The organism is Rheinheimera sp. WS51 (assembly GCF_050936095.1).
Classification (GTDB): domain Bacteria; phylum Pseudomonadota; class Gammaproteobacteria; order Enterobacterales; family Alteromonadaceae; genus Alishewanella.
This window is the reverse complement of sequence record NZ_JBOTRC010000011.1, coordinates 14333-31471: the sequence shown is the minus strand read 5'-3', so window position 1 is coordinate 31471 and position 17139 is coordinate 14333. Positions and strand designations below refer to the sequence as shown.

Here is a 17139-nt window from a genome sequence, read left to right as displayed (position 1 = left end):
GTCTTTCACTTCATTGAGCCTAGTTTTAAGCCAAACCAGGCGAGCGTTAAACACAACAACACATTAAGTAATACGTTGGCGATAGCCTTAAACCAGTCTCCTTGTTGCAATAACAACACGGTATCTAGCGAAAACGTTGAAAACGTTGTGAAGGCCCCCAGCAAGCCAATACTTATTAATGCTCGCCAAGGTGATACGGCTAAAAAACCGCTACTGAACATGCCATAAAGCATGCCCAGTGCAAATGAGCCCAGAATATTAACCAGCAATGTGCCAAAAGGGAATGCTTTACCTAAAACATTCAGCATTAATTCACTGCAGGCATAGCGCAAACATGCACCTAAAGCACCGCCTAATCCTATGGCCAGATAAGTTAACATCAGGACTGTCTCTTTTTGCTACTTTGTTGATCAAGTTGGTGAAGATAAGCCATTTTTTCCGCCAACTGTTTTTCCATCCCTCTATTACTTGGTTGATAAAATTGCTGGCCAAGCAGTTGCGGTGGTAAGTAAGACTCCCCTGCCGCATAAGCACCGGGCTCGTTATGAGCATAGCGATAGCCTTCACCATAACCCAATTCGGTCATTAATTTTGTAGGCGCATTACGAAGGTGTAATGGCACCTCATAAGCGGGGCTATCGGCGACAAGTTGCTTAAGCTGATTAAACGCCATATAGACAGCATTACTTTTTGGCGCTAATGCCATATAAACCGTAGCCTGAGCAATAGCGCGCTCGCCTTCGGCTGGCCCTACTCGTTCAAAGGTATCCCAAGCATTAATAGCCAGCGTTAGTGCACGAGGATCGGCAGTACCTATATCTTCACTCGCTATAGCCAGTAATCGTCGTGCTACATACAGAGGATCGCCACCACCTGCCAGAATACGACAATACCAATATAAAGCAGCGTCAGGATCTGAACCACGAACTGATTTATGGTAGGCTGAAATGAGATCGTAAAATAAATCCCCCTGGTTATCAAAACCAGGTAACTGACGCGGCATAATATGTTTTAACGTTGCAAACTCAATGAGTTTAACTTCTTTAGCCTGTTCATCTTTCACGGCCGTGCTAAGCTCTGCTGCTTGCTCTAATAAATTAAGCAATTTGCGGGCATCACCATCTGCTAAGCGTAATAATAATTGCTCTGCCTCAGAGGACAATTGAATGTTTTGCGTCCCTAAACCACGTTCGTTATCTGATAGCGCTTGTTGTAAAACTTGACGTAAATCCGCTTCTGATAAGGCTTTTAACACGCAAACTCTGGCCCGAGATAAAATAGCATTATTTAATGCAAAAGACGGATTTTCTGTAGTTGCGCCAATAAAAATAATAGTACCGTCTTCAATAAAAGGTAAAAAAGCATCTTGTTGGCTTTTATTAAAGCGATGCACTTCGTCAACAAATAATAAGGTGCGTTTTTGCTGCTGTTGCTGGTTTTGTTGGGCTTGCGCTATCGCATCGCGGATATCTTTAATACCTGAGGTTACCGCGGACAATTTAATGATACTGGCATCTGCATGCGCAGCTATTACTTCCGCTAAGGTTGTTTTGCCTGTACCTGGCGGCCCCCATAAGATAACAGAATAGACTCGCCCTGCCAGAATGGCTTTTCGTAAAGCCGAGCCCTCACCCACTAAATGTTGCTGGCCGGCGTATTGCTGCAAATTTGTTGGGCGCATTCTTGCAGCTAAAGGGCGAAAGTCATCTGCAAAATCTAAAGATAACGGTTTCATTTAATTTCTACTGCGTTGATCATCAATTTCAGTAAATTCTGGTGGCGTAAATTGAAACAAGCTATCATTTAATGGCACATTGAGCTGCACAGCAATAAATTGGAACACGCTAAGCTGTTGATTAATATCTACTACCTGCATTTCAGATAACGCATCACCTGAAAAGCGTAAAATTAACTCGGTAACTTGACTGCTTGGATCATTGGCATAGATAGTAAACTGCTGTTGTTGCTGTTTAACTGTAAAGTTAGCCCAAAGTTCAGGATCAGTAGACGTTAATAAAACAAAAGGCGTTCTATTCACTTCTGCTGCAGCATCATAAATAGTTAACTGCTCTAACGGTTCATTATAAAACCACAACGACTTACCATCCCCTATAAAAACATTTCGCTCTGGCTCTGTAGTTTCAAAGCGAAATAATTGCGATTGCTTTAAGTTTAATATGCCCTGTGCTTGCTGAAGTATTTGCTGATTTTGATCAAACACTTTTTGCTTAAACTGCGCAGTAAAAGTATCAATTTTGTTTAACTTTTGTTGTAACACCTCAGTCGGCGATGCTATAGATTTAGCTGCTTTTGACTCTGACTTTGCTGCCACAGAAAAACACAATGTAAAAAGCAGTACTAAACATACGAATAAAGATCTCATGCATTATCCTCTTGGTGGCGGTGGCGCCATAACTTCACGATTACCATTATGTCCTGGAGAGCTAACAATACCGCTGCGTTCCATTTGTTCAACTAAACGTGCTGCGCGGTTGTAACCTATTCTAAACTTACGTTGCACGCCAGACACTGAAGCCCGACGAGTTTCAGTAACAAAGGCGACGGCTTGATCGTATAACACATCAGACTCATCATCATCGCCTTCTAAGGTCTCCCCAGGTAATAAATTCTCTTCAGTTGTTTCACCACTTAATATTTCAGCAATATAATTCGGTTTCCCGCGTTGTTTCCAATCGGCAACAACAGCATGCACTTCATGGTCATCAACAAAAGCGCCATGTACCCGAGTTGGTACACCAGAGCCTGGCGGCAAATACAACATGTCACCTTGGCCAAGTAAGCTTTCGGCCCCTTGCTGATCTAATATTGTTCTAGAATCGATTTTTGATGACACCTGAAACGCAATACGAGTTGGAATGTTCGCTTTAATTAAGCCCGTTATTACGTCAACTGACGGTCTTTGAGTTGCTAAAATTAAGTGAATACCTGCAGCTCGTGCTTTTTGGGCGATACGGGCGATAAGCTCTTCAACTTTTTTACCCACTATCATCATCATGTCAGCAAATTCGTCGATAACAACGACAATTGCAGGTAGTTTTTCTAATTCAGGTTGCTCTGTGCGCATATCATCAGAGGGGCGCCATAAAGGATCTTTTAACGGCGTTCCCTCAGCAATAGCTTCTTTGACTTTAGCGTTATAACCTTTAAGGTTACGTACACCTAGTGCAGACATTAACTTATAACGTCGTTCCATTTCACCTACACACCAACGTAGACCATTAGCAGCATCTTTCATGTCGGTGACAACTTCGGTTAATAGATGCGGTATGCCTTCGTAAATAGAAAGCTCAAGCATTTTTGGATCTATCATTAAAAAACGTACATCATCAGGCGTCGACTTATACAATAAACTACAAATCATAACGTTAACGCCAACTGACTTACCTGAACCTGTAGTACCTGCAACTAATAAGTGCGGCATTTTTGCTAAATCGGCTACGACTGACTTCCCCGCAATATCTTTACCTAACACCATAGTTAACGATGATTTAGAGTTTTCAAAAACATCATCGCCAATCACTTCAGATAACCGAACAATTTCACGATGTTTATTAGGAAGTTCTAAACCAATATAAGATTTACCAGGAATAACCTCAACGACACGGACACTTATCGCCGATAGTGAGCGGGCTAAATCCTTAGATAAACCTGTAATTTTGCTAACTTTTATGCCTGGTGCTAAATCAAGCTCAAAGCGAGTAACAACAGGACCAGGGTGCACGCCAACCACAGTTGCTTGGACATTAAAATCTAATAGTTTTGCTTCAACTAAACGCGAAACACGCTCTAAATCCTCTGGGTCAATAGGGTTAACTGCTCTATCAGCTTTATCTAATAACGCAATAGAAGGCAATTCTTCTATAAGATGCTCAACTTCTTCTGTGTCATCCTCATCGGCTTCATCTAAACCGAATAACACATCGCCATCTTGTTCTTTAGGTAAGTGAATTTTCTCTAAGGTTTGACTCCAGTCATCTGCATTATCAGTTTCATCAATAGCACTGAAAGACAGCTCATCGTCAGCAATAGTGTCAACACTATAAAAAGCCTTAGCCTCTTTGTTTATATCTAAAGGTGTAATAGGTAACTCTTCTACTGGCTTTTTAATTTGTGGTTGCACTGTAGACTTAGCAATAGCTGCTTGTTTTTTAGCGGGCTCGTCTTCAACAAAATCATTGCCTTGTTCAAAAGGATCGTAATCACTTTCTCTACGCTCACGCCAACGCTCGGGTAAACCGCTTAACAATTTAATAGCAGCAAAACACAAGGCACCTATAGCATCAGCCACCGTTAACCAAGAAATTCCGGTCATAAAAGTAAGGCCGGTTGCAAAACCACACAGCAACACAACGCTAGTGCCAATAAAGTTTAAATGTGGCATCAATAAGTGACTCACAACATCGCCTACCACGCCACCAGATGAAAAATAAAATATATCATTAAAGTTAAGACTACTAATGGCAGTAGCTGTAACTACAGTTAGCACTATACCTATTAATCGCAGCCCTAAAATCAAGTAATCTAGCTGCAGCAAATTATGAAAACGTTTAAACAACAAAAAACCAGCGCCAGCTACCATAAACGGTACTAAATAGGCTATCCAACCAAAGTAGAGTAAGAGTAAATCAGCCAACCAGGCACCAAAAGGTCCAGTATAATTATTTACTGTATTCTGATACCCCGTCTGTGACCAACTTGGGTCGGCAGGATCGAACGACAATAAAGCTAGTAATATAAATAATGCCATGCCAGAAAATAGGATTAAGCCTACTTCTAATAAGCGTTGCACACCATTTAATGGGAAATAAACTCTGTTTTGCAAACGAAAAACTCCACGTTATTATTATCGTTTCTTATTCATGCGCATAATTACCTAAGATACCAGACACACAGTAAAAGTGCATCCGTGAAGCTACCCTGAATTGACGGTAAGTCACGCTTTTTTTGCCAAGTAATGACAATATTTAAATAGTAAGCCTTAGGACTAACCTTTTAGTGTTAAAAACAGGTGTTAATCCTATAATCAACTCAGTATACTGCGTGCGTATTTTTCGCAGCAATCATTTACCTCAGTAATAAGGCAACTAACGATGATTATTGGTGTACCAAAAGAAATTAAAAACCATGAATACCGTGTTGGTATGACTCCTGCCAGTGTACGTGAGCTTATCGCCCACAAACACAGTGTTGTTGTTGAAACAAACGCCGGTATGGGTATTGGTTTTACTGATGAAGATTATATTGAAGCCGGTGCTAAAGTATTAAATACCGCAGCAGAAGTATTTGCTCAAGCCGAGATGATAATCAAGGTTAAAGAGCCTCTTGCTGTTGAGCGCGCCATGTTACGCGAAGGTCAAATACTATTTACTTATTTGCATTTAGCGCCGGACTTAGCACAAACAGAAGATCTTATTAAATCTAAATCTATTTGTATTGCATACGAAACCGTAACTGACGCTAAAGGTGGTTTACCTTTATTAGCCCCTATGTCTGAAGTCGCTGGCCGTATGTCAATTCAAGCCGGTGCCCGTGCTTTAGAAAAGTCTTCAGGTGGTAGCGGCATGTTACTTGGTGGTGTGCCCGGCGTTAAACCAGCTAAAGTTGTTGTTATCGGTGGCGGCATGGTGGGTACTAATGCAGCACAAATGGCAGTTGGCTTAGGTGCTGATGTAACAGTACTTGATCGCAGTGTTGAAGTGTTACGCCGTATTAATGTGCAATTTAATGGTGCTGTAAAAGCAGTTTATTCTACTGTTGATGCTTTAGAACAAGAAGTACTAGCAGCAGATCTTGTTATTGGTGGCGTGCTAGTACCTGGAGCAGCTGCTCCTAAACTAGTCACTGCAGATCATATCAAACGGATGAAGCCTGGTTCAGCCATTGTTGATGTTGCTATTGACCAAGGCGGCTGTATTGCCACCTCAAAGCCAACAACCCATGCGGATCCAATTTTTATTGTTGATGATGTTGTACACTACTGTGTAGCTAATATGCCAGGTGCTGTGCCTCGCACTTCAACCTTTGCTTTAAATAATGCCACACTGCCGTTTATTGTTCGTATTGCCAATAAAGGCTATAAGCAAGCCTTATTAGAAGACAGTCATTTGATGAATGGGTTAAATGTTATCAATGGCCAAGTCACTAATTTAAGTGTTTCTGAAGCTTTAGGCTTTGACTTTGTTGACCCTAAAGTTGCTTTAAATGCTTAACAATCGTTAAGAATTTATCCTCTAAAGCTGCTTAGGCAGCTTTTTTTTGCTTTATTTTTATTTATTAGTTTTAAGGGTTTATTTGCAAATTGCACTATACATTCATCATAAACCTGCTATAGTATTCATCGGCCTGTAAAGCAGACCTATGTAACAAAATGTTTATGAAAACTTCGCTACACAGCTTCATAGTAAGTCATGTCCTGAAGATTCACGCACGTTTGGCCGCATAAGTAAAGTAACAGTCAGGCTAAAAGCGCAATTTAGCGTCAATTAATATTTTAAAATTTTTAGGAGTCATTCATGGCTAAAGTAACAGGTGTAGTTAAGTGGTTTAACGCTGATAAAGGTTTCGGATTCATTACTCAAGATAACGGCGGCGCTGACGCATTCGTTCACTTCCGTGCTATCCAAACTGAAGGTTACAAAACCTTAAACGAAGGTCAACGCGTTGCTTTCGAAATCGAACAAGGCCAAAAAGGCCCACAAGCTGCTAACGTTACAGTTCTGTAATTTAAAGCACTTGCCAAAAAAGGACACCTAGGTGTCCTTTTTTATTGCTTATAATTTAGTTATTTAGTTGCCTATTTTTTACTAGGCTCTTCTTGCCTAACAAAAGCAATATTTTTAAATCCCATCCGAATAAACTCTTGTTGCCTAAAATTTTTAGTGGCAGAGCTATGCTTAGCTGTCATAGCAATTTGTTGCTCCATAGCTAAAAAGCGGCTTAAATCAATTCCTTCCGCTTCAGCAACAGCTTCATACATATCTCGATGTTTATCATAACTAAAATTGATAACTTTGTTCTGTTTATTATAGGTATAACTAATTTGTCGGGCCATTGGCCGCTCCTACGGTTGGCGCTGAGCTTTTACAGATCAGGCAAGAAACTAATAATAATGCTGAGCCTATACCCAACGTGATTAAGTTTTGTTGTTTATTCCACAATAAAAGGTTTACTAATAACCCAGCAGGAATAAGTACATTATTCATTACTGCTAACAGACCACTGCTTACTTGGGTAGCCCCTTTATTCCAGCAAAAATAGCCGCAACCCGAGGCGACTAAGCCAAGCCAAAACAAAATCGCCCATTGCAAACTAGTGCTTGGATATTGATTAGTTCCCATTAACCACCATGCTGGCACTACTACCAAAACGGCTCCGATATAAAACCAGCCAAACAGCTGCATTTGATTAATTGACCTTGGTAGTTTTTCCAATAATACTTTGTAGCCGACTTGGCCGATAGCAAAACATAAATTAGCCATTTGAACGATGATAAAACCCAGCCAATAATCTTCAGTCAGGCTTTGATAGCGCATAACTGCCGCCGCGAAAACAGCTAATATCGCCGCAGCGAGAAAACGATATTGAAACCTTTTGTGTAAAATGTCGTACAGTAGTGTGATATAAACTGGAGTGAAAATGGTGAAAACAAGCACTTCCGGCACAGTTAAATACAAAAATGATTGGTAATAAAATAAATACATACAACCAAGTTGTATTGCACCTAAGACTAGCAGCTTAATAACAAGACTAAATTTCTGCCACTTTAAAAAAGGCAAAAACACGATAGCAGCCAAAACGACCCGTATTAATACAGCAAAGTACGCGTCAACTTGTCCAGCTAGATAAACCCCAATTAAACTAAATGAAAATGCCCACAATAGCGTAACGGCAATTAAATATGGCAACGCTTTCGCTCCTTAATCTATTGCTGCTTAGCAATAGGCGCAGCATAGAGTTGGGTTAACAAATCATGTGCTCCGTCTGGTATAGCCGATAAGCGCTGTTGCCACTGCTCTGCTGCAGCTTCATCTATAGAGTCATGGGTTAGGCCAGCGGCTAAATAATTAATCGGAAACAGCTTATAATTTTGCCAAATTTGTTGATCAATCATCGCGGCTAAATCGTCTGGCTCATCGGCTATATTGGTTAATGGCTGAGTAAAAGCTACATGAATACGCCCTTTGAAGCCAACTATACCTTTAATAATGCTATCAATATCCTCAAATTCAGTTTTTTGATAATGGCCTTGAGTTTTCTTTTGCCACAACTCTTTTATTTTATCTGCATCACAAGGATCATATTCATAGGATAAACAAACCGGAACTATATTAAGCTTTGCCATATAAGTAGCAAAATCTTCGCCCTGTTTTTTACCATGCATATAAAACATTTTTAAAATTGCTGGATCTGTAACATCATTACCATCTTTAGCCCGACCTTCTTTTTGCGCTATCCAAATAGAATGATCATCATCTAAAGAATGCTTAATATAAGACGATAATTGAGAAAAATTCTTTAACATCTCGCGCGGCCCTTTAGCGCCCCGCTTAACAATAAAACTTTTATTTAATTTCATTAGCTCTGTGGCACAGGGCTTACGCAGCAAATTATCGCCAATGGCAATACGCACCGTCTCATGGCCTTGCTGATGCAAACACCAATTAACTAAAGCTGGGTCCATTGCAATATCACGATGATTCGAAATAAATAAATAACTTTGTTTAGGATCTAATTTCTCTAGCCCTGACATAGTGATTTGTTTGCTAGTTGTTTCAATCATCTTATCCATAAAGGTTGCAACTTGACGTTGCACATCCTTTACAGATTTCAACTTAGCTAGTTTACGCTTTAATATAAAACGCAAAATTGGCGCTGCAATGGCTCCCATAATTCCCGGCATATGTGGAAAGCGATAATGTAAAATAGCCTGGATAAACTCCTCATCGGCAATTAAACGCTGAATGGCTGGTGCAACTTCGCTGTCATTATAGGGCCGAATATCGGCAAATAGATCGTTTTCAGACACTAGGATAATTTTTCCATTAAACAGATTAATAACTATTTTACTGACTTGGCAAAATTTCACCAGTGCCAGTTGCATTTAAGCAGACATTCGAACAAACAATACCAAGACAAGTAAGACATAAACCCTAACTTACTCACATTGTAGCAGAGCAGTCTTTTACACATGCTAGTTAATAACTAACATGTGGTGTTTACAATAATGACAAAAAACTACTCTGTCTAACTGCTGAAAATTACCGCAGTCAGTACTTTGAGCATTGCTTTCTGGCAGATAATCTTTATTATAGCCACTAAGTCGGTACGTAGCGCAGCTTGGTAGCGCACTGTCATGGGGTGTCAGGGGTCGGAGGTTCAAATCCTCTCGTACCGACCAATTAAACTATCTGTTTAATAAGTTTTGTTTGTCTTTCCTACTTTATCATTGCTTCTCAACTATACGATTTAAAGTGCAAATACCGATTAGCTAGCCCATTTACATGGGTACATTAATCACTTCCAATGTTGAAAAGTGAATAAACAGCATCTGCAATAAATACGGCTGTACTTTTATTTATGCCACTATATACCTTTGCACAACGTGATTATTTACTCTTATTTCAGACTCTAGAACTCCACTGTTACTGATGATACAACTGGCCGAAGCTAAGTTATCTCGATAGCAGTGAATATGAATTGGCGCAACACCTTTTTGTTTTAAATACTGTATCGAAAGCTGCATTAAATATTTGCCTAAGCCTTTACCTCTATATGCTGGTCGAATGCCTAAACCTATATGGCCACCACAATGTTGGATCCGCTCATTTAAATAATGGCGAATATTAGTAACTCCCAGCAACTCATGACCTTCAACTAGCCATAAGGTTGTACTTGGCACATAACCATCTGGCAGCTTATAACCTGCAGCAAAATCAGCTAATTTTTGTAATAAAGCATCAAAATTACTGTAATCAAAATCTAACGGAAACGGATAACGCTCTTCATTAGCTAATTCTGTTATATAATGGTTATAACTAATTTGGTACTGTTTTGAGGGAGTAACTAATTCCATTTAATCTCCAAAGGTTATACTTAATAATTAAGCTTTAAGCTCTTGTACTGCCAACAAAATACGTTTTACAGAAATAGGGTAAGCAGTACCTAATTGCTGAGCATGCTGGGATACTTTTAACTCTTGTAGCATCCAATATATAGCCTTTACTTCATCTGGTAACATTGGTTTATCTGCATATTGGCCCAGTAAACTTTGATAAGCTTGCTCTGCTTTAGCATATTCATGCATTAGTAACCGATCGCGATTTGGATCAATTGGCAACTTTTCTAATCTTTTCTCCATAGCCTGCAGGTAACGAATTAAATCATTTAATTTAGCCGCGTCATGAGCACTAACAAAGCCTTTAAAAATTAACTCATTGAGTTGCTGTTTAATATCCCCCTGCGACTGGACATGTGCTAAATCGACCCGGCCTTTTAGTTTCTTTTGAATCGCATGGCAAAGGCTTAATATTTGTTCTACTTGTAAAGCAATTGCCAGTACCGTTTCACCTAGCTCAGCGCGAACTGTTTCACGTAACAAAACAAACTCAGCCTCTGTGCTGGGTAAAGCCGTTTGCTTAACAAGCTTGTCTATACCTGCAGCAATGCAATCGTCAATTAACTCTAGTACTCGGCCAAAAGGATTAAAATATAACCCAAGCTTAGCTTTGTTAGGTAAGGACTCTTGTAAATACTTAACAGGTGAAGGGATATTTAATAGCAATAAACGCCGCAAGCCTAAACGGGTTGTTTGCTCAGCTAACATGGGGTTGTCTAACAGTTTAATTGCAACAGAGTTACGTTCATCAACTAAAGCAGGAAAGGCTTTAATTTCATAACCCGCTTGTACTTTAACATATTCTTTAGGCAGCTTGCCAAAGCTCCACTGGGTTAGTTGCTCTTGCTCTATACCTTGCTCGGCTACTTGGCTTAAGCTTTGTTGCACATCATCTTGTAAGCCTTGCTTTAATAGCACTAATGAACGCCCTTGCTGTAAAGTATGGCCGTTTTCATCAACCACTTTATAATTCATTTTTAAATGCAGCGGAATACTAGCCAAGTCCCAAGCATCATCTGGAATGGTGATCCCCGACATTCGCTTTAACCTTTGACTCATGGTGGCTAATAACGGGCCTTGATCTGGGCTAATGCTTTGCATCAAGGCATCCGCATAATTTGGTGCCGGCACAAAGTTACGCCGATATTGTTTAGGTAGCGACTTTATTAAGGCAACTAATAAATCATGGCGTAGCGCTGGAATAAGCCAATCAAAGCCAGTGTCTTCAACTTGATTTAATAGCGCCAGCGGAATTAACACACTAATGCCATCATCGGCTTCACCCGGTGAAAAATGGTACTCTAGCGGTAAAATAAGATTACCTTGTTGCCAAGTTTCTGGAAACTTATCCGCGGTGATGTCACTGGCATCACGGTTTAATAAGTTATCTAAGGAAAAGTTTAAATAGCTAGGATCTTTTTTACGTTGCCCTTTCCACCATTTTGCGAAATCAATTCGGTTATTAGCCCAAACCGGTACACGTTGGCTGTAGAATTCAGCAAGTATTTCCTCATCAACCAAAATATCACGACGACGAGATTTATCTTCTAATGCAGTTACATCATCTACTAATTTCTGGTTATAACTTAAAAAGCTATCGTTAGTGCCTAGCTCTTGATTAACCAAAGCTTCGCGAATAAAAATCTTGTGGCTAGTTTGCTGGTCAATTTTACTAAACTGCACCGCGCGTTTAGCAACAATAACTAAGCCATATAAGCTAACTTGCTCATATGCTATAACTGCACCACGCTTTTTCTGCCAGTGCGGCTCGCTGTAACTGCGACTAACCAAATGCTCGGCTAATGGCTCTACCCATTCTGGCTCTATTTTAGCTAGTGTTCTGGCATACAAGCGGCTAGTTTCCACCCATTCTGCGGCAACAACCCATTTAGGCTTGCGTTTAAATAATTGACTACCAGGGAAAACATAAAAACGGGTTTGCCGCGGCCCCATATAGTCGGCATCACTGTCTTTAAAACCCACTTGCCCTAACAAGCCACTTAATACAGCTTGATGAATAGCCGCATAGTCTGCCATTTGTTGATTAAGCTTATAACCTTGTTCTTGCATTAATTGCTGCAATTGCGCGGTTAAATCTTGCCATTCTCGCACCCGTAGGTAATTTAAAAATTCTTGCTTACATAAACGCCTAAATTGGTTGCCACTTAGCTCGATTTGTTGCTGCTGTAGGTACTGCCATAACAATAACCAGCTACTAAAATCTGAATCAGGATTAGCAAAGCGGGCATGGCATTGATCAGCTTTTTGTTTTTTATCTAAGGGCCGCTCCCGCGGATCTTGAATTGACAAGGCAGCGGCTAAAACTAGCAACTCAGCTAAAGCCTGTTTTTCAGCCCCAGCTAACACCATTCTGGCTAAACGCGGATCTATAGGTAAACGCGCCAGCTTTTTCCCTAGTTCCGTTAGCTGTAACCCCGTTTTTCCTCGTTTTAGCGGTATCGCGCCAAGTTCTTCAAGTAATTTAACACCGTCATTAATAAAACGGCTATCTGGTTTTTGCAAAAAAGGAAATTGTTCAATATCGCCTAAACCTAGCGCCAGCATTTGCATAATAACGGATGCTAAGTTCGTTCTCAGTATTTCCGGATCGGTAAATTCTGGCCGGCCTTTAAAGTCCTCTTCGCTGTATAAGCGGATACAGATGCCCGCAGCAACACGGCCACAACGGCCTTGACGCTGATTAGCACTGGCTTGGCTAATAGCCTCTATCGGCAGTTGTTGCACCTTAGAGCGATAACTGTAACGTGATAGTCGCACCGTACCAGGGTCAATAACATAGCGAATACCCGGTACTGTTAATGAGGTTTCAGCCACGTTAGTTGATAATACAATGCGTCGGCCACTATGGCCTTGAAATATCCGGTTTTGTTCACTGGCGCTGAGTCTCGCGTATAAAGGCAATACTTCAGTATGGGGCAGATTACGCTTTTCTAATGCTTCAGCGGTATCACGTATTTCTCGCTCGCCATTTAAGAAGATTAATATATCACCTGGCGGCTCTTGATATAATTCATCAACGGCATCAAAAATCGCTTGCAGTTGATCCATATCTTTATCTTCATCATCGGCGATAGCACGATAACGGGTTTCAACAGGAAAGCTTCGACCTGAGACTTCAATAATAGGCGCATCAAAAAAGTGCTTTGAAAAACGTTCAGGATCAATAGTCGCAGAAGTAATAATCAGTTTTAAATCAGGCCGCTTAGGTAAAAGCTGTTTTAAATAACCCAATAAAAAATCAATATTTAAGCTGCGCTCATGGGCTTCATCAATAATAATAGTATCGTACTGATTTAAAAAGCGATCTTGTTGGATCTCTGCCAGTAAAATACCATCGGTCATCAACTTAATATGGGTATTATCATTAGTATGATCACCAAATCGAATTTTGTAACCTACTTGCTGCCCCACTTGGCAATTGAGCTCTTCACTAATACGATCGCAAACACTACGTGCAGCAAGTCGCCTTGGCTGAGTGTGGCCTATCATGCCTGCAACACCCCGCCCTAGCTCGATACACATCTTAGGGATTTGGGTTGTTTTACCTGAGCCGGTTTCACCGGCGACAATCAGCACCTGATGTGCAGCAATAGCCGCTTTAATGTCTTCTTTTTTCTCAGAGACAGGTAATTGCTCTGGATAGGTTATTTTGGGTAGCAACTGAGCTCGGTTTTGCCTTATTTGTATTGACCTTGCAATATCTTGGGCAATTTTAGCTAGTTGTTTATGCTGTTTATTTTTATCTGCTTGCTTTTTACTATTTTGCAGACGACGGCGCAGCCGAAATTGATCTCTTAATAGACAATGCTCAAGCTGAGAAAATAATGTTGATAATGCTGGTATTGCTTCTTCAGATGGTAATTCAGTTGCGGTCAAAACAGTGCCCTCGTATTAGAGGGCAACATGCTACCAAGAGCGATAGGTAAAAATCCAGCGTTATAGGCTTATGTCACCTTTCTATAATGTGAATGCAGTTCTTTATCTATGGCGCCAAGCACATCAGTGCGAGAAATAATGCCAATTAAGCATTCATTATCATCCACTACAGGATAAAGCTTCGGCTTAGTTTGCAGCATAAGCTGAGCTAAATCGATAATATCTTCATAAGGCCTTACCGTTAATACTTGCTTGTGCATTGCATCCATAACCTTGCTAGCCTGTTGATCATGGTAGGTCGACATTAACATGCGTGATAAACAATCTTGCTCAGAAATAAAGCCGACGACTTTACGCTCTTCATCAATAACCGGCCCGCCAAGCTGTTTAGCTTGAATAAGACGATCAACCGCCATTTCTATTGGCATATCTGCTGAAAACGTCACTGGATATCGATGCATATAATCGGCTACTTTTAAAGTTCCCATATGCCCTCTCTTTCTCTTATTAAGCACAACTTACCTATACTAAAACGAGATCTGTGAGTGATAAGCTCTTCTTAATAGTAGCCGATATTCCAGTTATTGTTGCTCAAACGGTATTAATAATAACAACACATTACTGCTTGGTTTGAAAAATTTCACTGATCGGCGCTTTGCCTTGCGTTTGCATAGCACGATACATGCCTTGGGTATTAAACGCCCAGCTTAACTCGCCTTTATTATCAACCACAATAACACCGCCATCACCACCAATCTGCTTTAGCTCTGTTATTACTTCATGTGCCGCATCTGCTGCTGTTTTTTGCTGATACTTAACTCTGGCACAAATATCAGCCGCAACCTGATAACGAATAAAATATTCTCCATGTCCTGTGGCCGATACCGCGCAGCTGTCGTTATCAGCAAAGTTACCAGAACCAATAATAGGCGAATCACCAATGCGGCCATAACGTTTAGCTGTCATACCACCGGTTGAAGTTGCGGCAGCTAGGTTACCTTGTTTATCTATCGCGACTGCACCAACAGTGCCCATTTTCCATGCTGGATTATAAGGAACTTGTGCTTGATGAGGAGCTGGTGCAATAGATTGTTTTGCTTTTTTTAAGGCTTCTAACCTAAATTCGGTATCAAAATAGCTATTCTTAACTAAATCCAACTGCTGCTCAGCTGCAAATTGTTCTGCTCCATTGCCTGATAACATCACATGTACTGATTTCTCCATTACTGCTCTTGCGAGTAATATTGGATTTTTCACTCTGGTAACACTTGCTACAGCGCCAGCATTGCGGTTACTACCATCCATAATAGAGGCATCTAACTCATGGCTCTCATCCCAAGTATAAACCGCACCTTTACCGGCATTAAATAATGGCGAGTCCTCTAACACTATCACCGCTGCGCTGACTGCATCTAAACTGGTTCCGCCTTGCTCTAAAACTGCATAACCCTGACTCACAGCATGCTTTAAGGTGGCATGGTAAGCGCTTTCTTGCTGTTCAGTCATATTACTGCGCTCAATAGTACCTGCGCCACCATGTATCACAATACCAATAGGCGCCAGCGCTTGTTCAGCTAGCACATTAGCAGACATCAATAAGCCAATAGATAAAAATAACCGTTTCATATTTATTCCTGTTTGCAGCAGCTAGCTGCTGTTGTTTATAAAATTAATTTACCTTACTGCTAAATAAGTCATTATACCAACACTAAAAATAACGACCGTAAAAACAAAATGAAAATATCTATTTTGGTCTACACTTTATAGATAACCCAATTGTATTGCCGAGGTGGTTATGACTATTCAAAAGCTATCTACTCAAACACTATACTGCTGGTTCTTTGCACTAATATCATTAAGCCTGTTAACGCAATGCCAAAGTACAGAGTATCAGCCTCGCCTATTGAACCAAGATACGCTATTGGTTAGCGCTGAAACATTTAAAAATGCCAATAGTTCTGTTAATCATCCTATAGAAAAAGCCGATGACATATTTCAACTACCAGAGGAAGCTAAAGAACAAATACATAAACTAATTGTTAGTTATAGGACTATGCCCGAACAAACGAGAGCTGTTTTAAAGTTTATTGCATCTTATGCTGATACTGGGCTTATTTATGATAATAGCGCAACCTATACCGCGAGTGAAACGCTGCGATACACTAGGGCCAATTGCTTAAGTTTATCTATTCTTGCCTATAGCTTAGCCAAAGAGGTCGGTATAGATGCTAACTTTCAAGATGTACAAATTCCAGAGTATTGGACCAGTCAATTGAACCAAACTTGGCTAAATGCGCATGTAAACTTACGGATAAAACAACGCCGGCAAGTTGATAATGGAATGGGCGTTGTTATGCTTGGCAGTGACTTTATTATTGACTTTGATCCCTATAGCTTAAAGAAGCGTTTTAAAACGCAACCTATTACCGAACAGCGTATCGTTGCGATGTTTTATAATAATAAAGCAGCATTTGCATTCGCAGAGCAAAACTATGCCCAGGCTTATGCTTACTACAAAGCCGCTATCAAGACAGATCCTAAATTTGCAGTAACATGGTCAAATTTAGGTATTTTATATCGTATACATAACTTAAATGATCTTGCAGAGAACCTTTATTATCACAGTCTTGCGTTAGAGCCTGACTCAATTAACACCCTATCAAACCTAGCCTATTTATACCGACTACAAAATAAGCTGAATTTAGCCGATTCACTAGAGCGTAAAGTCACTAAACAGCGAGAAACTAACCCATACTATTATTTAATGTTAGGTAATGAAGCCTATATAGATCAGCAGTATAGGTTAAGTATTCAGCATTATAAAAAATCATTATCCTTAGATAGGCAAAACCATGAGGCATATTTTGGTTTAGCTAAAAGCTATTTTATATTAGAGCAGTTACCACAAGCTGAGCGGTATCTAACCAAAGCCAAGCAACATGCCTTAACTAAGCAAGATGAAAAAAAATACCAAAATAAACTTAACTTACTCAATCAAATAGCACTAGCTTACTGACTAGATTAGTTACTACTATTATGTAAACTGTACTTTTTTATTAAATAATAGATAATTTTAATTGCTATTTGACCTGGTTATTGTTGCCATT

The 17139-nt window shown here is 40.1% G+C and carries 14 protein-coding genes and 1 tRNA gene; 4 read left to right on the top strand and 11 right to left on the bottom strand.

The annotated features are described in order from the left end of the window. Nucleotides 1-5: 5 nt before the first annotated feature. The 4 genes from crcB to ACRCA4_RS12100 are packed head-to-tail and all read right to left on the bottom strand — an operon-like array spanning nucleotide 6 to nucleotide 4843. Entirely contained in the window at nucleotides 6-380 is a 375-nt protein-coding gene (gene crcB, locus ACRCA4_RS12115; protein ID WP_433188898.1) for a fluoride efflux transporter CrcB, read from the bottom strand. Beyond that, the gene (locus ACRCA4_RS12110; protein WP_433188895.1) at nucleotides 380-1735 is read right to left on the bottom strand and encodes a replication-associated recombination protein A; all 1356 of its coding nucleotides are present in this window, start codon (nucleotides 1733-1735) and stop codon (nucleotides 380-382) included. The genes crcB and ACRCA4_RS12110 overlap by 1 nt, the downstream gene beginning before the upstream one ends. Next, complete coding sequence (lolA, locus tag ACRCA4_RS12105) at nucleotides 1736-2383, bottom strand: outer membrane lipoprotein chaperone LolA (RefSeq protein WP_433188892.1); 648 nt, start codon at nucleotides 2381-2383, stop codon at nucleotides 1736-1738. Between the two features lie 3 nt (nucleotides 2384-2386). After that, nucleotides 2387-4843, bottom strand: a complete 2457-nt coding sequence (locus ACRCA4_RS12100; RefSeq protein WP_433188889.1) for a DNA translocase FtsK 4TM domain-containing protein — start codon at nucleotides 4841-4843, stop codon at nucleotides 2387-2389. 268 nt (nucleotides 4844-5111) lie between these two features. On the opposite strand from ACRCA4_RS12100, the gene ald reads away from it, so the two are divergent. Next, nucleotides 5112-6230 (top strand): alanine dehydrogenase, encoded by a 1119-nt coding sequence (gene ald / locus ACRCA4_RS12095; protein WP_433188886.1) that lies wholly within the window; start codon nucleotides 5112-5114, stop codon nucleotides 6228-6230. 303 nt (nucleotides 6231-6533) lie between these two features. Beyond that, a complete protein-coding gene (gene cspE, locus ACRCA4_RS12090) occupies nucleotides 6534-6743 on the top strand; it encodes a transcription antiterminator/RNA stability regulator CspE (RefSeq protein ID WP_027670166.1) in 210 nt (69 codons plus the stop codon). A 71-nt stretch (nucleotides 6744-6814) separates the two neighbouring features. Here the strand turns inward: cspE and ACRCA4_RS12085 are convergent, their stop codons facing one another. Genes ACRCA4_RS12085 through ACRCA4_RS12075 form a run of 3 tightly spaced genes read right to left on the bottom strand, consistent with a single transcriptional unit; the run spans nucleotide 6815 to nucleotide 9046 of the window. After that, nucleotides 6815-7072, bottom strand: a complete 258-nt coding sequence (locus tag ACRCA4_RS12085) for a DUF2960 domain-containing protein (RefSeq protein ID WP_433188883.1) — start codon at nucleotides 7070-7072, stop codon at nucleotides 6815-6817. Continuing rightward, nucleotides 7056-7925, bottom strand: coding sequence for an EamA family transporter (locus ACRCA4_RS12080; protein ID WP_433188880.1), 870 nt, complete (start codon nucleotides 7923-7925; stop codon nucleotides 7056-7058). The genes ACRCA4_RS12085 and ACRCA4_RS12080 overlap by 17 nt, the downstream gene beginning before the upstream one ends. A 17-nt stretch (nucleotides 7926-7942) precedes the next feature. Next, complete coding sequence (locus tag ACRCA4_RS12075; protein ID WP_433188877.1) at nucleotides 7943-9046, bottom strand: 1-acyl-sn-glycerol-3-phosphate acyltransferase; 1104 nt, start codon at nucleotides 9044-9046, stop codon at nucleotides 7943-7945. A 295-nt stretch (nucleotides 9047-9341) separates the two neighbouring features. Between ACRCA4_RS12075 and ACRCA4_RS12070 the strand changes: the two genes are divergently transcribed. Further along, nucleotides 9342-9418: transfer RNA gene (locus ACRCA4_RS12070), tRNA-Pro, on the top strand. 177 nt (nucleotides 9419-9595) lie between these two features. Here the strand turns inward: ACRCA4_RS12070 and ACRCA4_RS12065 are convergent. From ACRCA4_RS12065 to ACRCA4_RS12050, 4 genes are all read right to left on the bottom strand, one after another. After that, on the bottom strand, nucleotides 9596-10093 hold the full coding sequence (locus ACRCA4_RS12065; RefSeq protein ID WP_433188874.1) for a GNAT family N-acetyltransferase: 498 nt from the start codon (nucleotides 10091-10093) through the stop codon (nucleotides 9596-9598). A gap of 27 nt (nucleotides 10094-10120) precedes the next feature. Beyond that, the gene (gene hrpA, locus ACRCA4_RS12060; RefSeq protein ID WP_433188871.1) at nucleotides 10121-14032 is read right to left on the bottom strand and encodes an ATP-dependent RNA helicase HrpA; all 3912 of its coding nucleotides are present in this window, start codon (nucleotides 14030-14032) and stop codon (nucleotides 10121-10123) included. A 68-nt stretch (nucleotides 14033-14100) separates the two neighbouring features. After that, the gene (locus ACRCA4_RS12055; protein WP_433188868.1) at nucleotides 14101-14520 is read right to left on the bottom strand and encodes a CBS domain-containing protein; all 420 of its coding nucleotides are present in this window, start codon (nucleotides 14518-14520) and stop codon (nucleotides 14101-14103) included. 130 nt (nucleotides 14521-14650) lie between these two features. Further along, on the bottom strand, nucleotides 14651-15658 hold the full coding sequence (locus tag ACRCA4_RS12050; RefSeq protein ID WP_433188865.1) for an isoaspartyl peptidase/L-asparaginase family protein: 1008 nt from the start codon (nucleotides 15656-15658) through the stop codon (nucleotides 14651-14653). 169 nt (nucleotides 15659-15827) lie between these two features. Here ACRCA4_RS12050 and ACRCA4_RS12045 point away from each other — a divergent pair, with 169 nt between their 5' ends. Further along, nucleotides 15828-17048: a tetratricopeptide repeat protein gene (locus ACRCA4_RS12045; RefSeq protein ID WP_433188862.1), complete on the top strand. Its 1221-nt coding sequence runs from the start codon at nucleotides 15828-15830 to the stop codon at nucleotides 17046-17048. Nucleotides 17049-17139: the final 91 nt, after the last annotated feature.

Excerpts from the sequence above, each read along its gene's own strand:
- crcB (WP_433188898.1), bottom strand. The coding sequence starts at position 380 with ATGTTAACTTATCTGGCCATAGGATTAGGCGGTGCTTTAGGTGCATGT.
- ACRCA4_RS12110 (WP_433188895.1), bottom strand. The coding sequence starts at position 1,735 with ATGAAACCGTTATCTTTAGATTTTGCAGATGACTTTCGCCCTTTAGCT.
- lolA (WP_433188892.1), bottom strand. The coding sequence starts at position 2,383 with ATGAGATCTTTATTCGTATGTTTAGTACTGCTTTTTACATTGTGTTTT.
- ald (WP_433188886.1), top strand. The coding sequence starts at position 5,112 with ATGATTATTGGTGTACCAAAAGAAATTAAAAACCATGAATACCGTGTT.
- cspE (WP_027670166.1), top strand. The coding sequence starts at position 6,534 with ATGGCTAAAGTAACAGGTGTAGTTAAGTGGTTTAACGCTGATAAAGGT.
- ACRCA4_RS12085 (WP_433188883.1), bottom strand. The coding sequence starts at position 7,072 with ATGGCCCGACAAATTAGTTATACCTATAATAAACAGAACAAAGTTATC.
- ACRCA4_RS12065 (WP_433188874.1), bottom strand. The coding sequence starts at position 10,093 with ATGGAATTAGTTACTCCCTCAAAACAGTACCAAATTAGTTATAACCAT.
- ACRCA4_RS12055 (WP_433188868.1), bottom strand. The coding sequence starts at position 14,520 with ATGGGAACTTTAAAAGTAGCCGATTATATGCATCGATATCCAGTGACG.
- ACRCA4_RS12050 (WP_433188865.1), bottom strand. The coding sequence starts at position 15,658 with ATGAAACGGTTATTTTTATCTATTGGCTTATTGATGTCTGCTAATGTG.
- ACRCA4_RS12045 (WP_433188862.1), top strand. The coding sequence starts at position 15,828 with ATGACTATTCAAAAGCTATCTACTCAAACACTATACTGCTGGTTCTTT.